Below are 865 nucleotides of genomic sequence, written 5' to 3' on the forward strand. Positions count from 1 at the left end.
CACAGCCGTTGCCAGACCAATGGCGGTCATGATCAGGGATTCACCCACAGGACCGGCAACCTTGTCGATGGATGCCTGACCGGCAATGCCAATGGCGGTGAGTGCGTGGTAGATACCCCAGACCGTACCGAACAGCCCGATGAACGGGGATGTGGACCCCACGGTGCCCAGGAAGGCCAGACCCTTCTGCAGGCTGTTCTGGATGTTGTTGACCGCGCGCTGGATGGACATGGAGGTCCAGCTATGCAGGTCAATGGCTTCCTGCATCGTGCCTTCATGGTGTTCGGCTGCCGTAATGCCGGTATCGGCAATATAGCGGAACGGAGAGGAGGTGGAGAGTGCGGAAGCCCCTTCCTGAATGCTGTGCTTGGTCCAGAAGTTTTTGGTGGCATCCTTGCCAGCGGCAAACAGACGCCCCTGTTCGATGAACTTGGTGATCATGATGAACCATGTGCCAAGCGACATGACGAGCATGATCAGCAGCACGCCACGGGCGATAATATCGCCGTTCGACCACAGGGCGGACAGGCCGTAGGGGTTGGCGTCATCCTTGGCGTCCGGCGCAGGAGCTTCTGCTGCTGCAGCGGCGGCCGGGGTCGGGGCTGTTGTGCCATCGGTGGGTGTGGGGGTTGTTGCGGCATCCGGTGCGGCGGGTGTGGCCGGGCCGGGGGCAGGAGCTGCAGCGCCATCTGCCGGAGCCGGAGCAGCCGGTGCCGCAGGAGCGGTAGCCGCCGGGGCTGCCGGTGCGGGGGCTGCGGCATCCTGCGCAAAGGCGGCAATGGGGGCTGCCGTGCTCATCAGCAGCGCAAGAGCCGGAGCGGCAAGACCTGACACAAAAGAACGGGGCAGTCTGCTCATTTTACTC

At 63.2% G+C, this 865-nt stretch carries 1 protein-coding gene; it reads right to left on the reverse strand.

The genetic code is table 11. The features are described from left to right. A partial coding sequence (locus GOB83_RS15385; RefSeq protein WP_165926631.1) for a MotA/TolQ/ExbB proton channel family protein occupies positions 1-858 on the reverse strand: 858 nt, incomplete at its 3' end. Between the last annotated feature and the right edge of the window lie 7 nt (positions 859-865).

Source organism: Acetobacter fabarum, from assembly GCF_011516925.1.
GTDB classification, from domain to species: domain Bacteria; phylum Pseudomonadota; class Alphaproteobacteria; order Acetobacterales; family Acetobacteraceae; genus Acetobacter; species Acetobacter fabarum.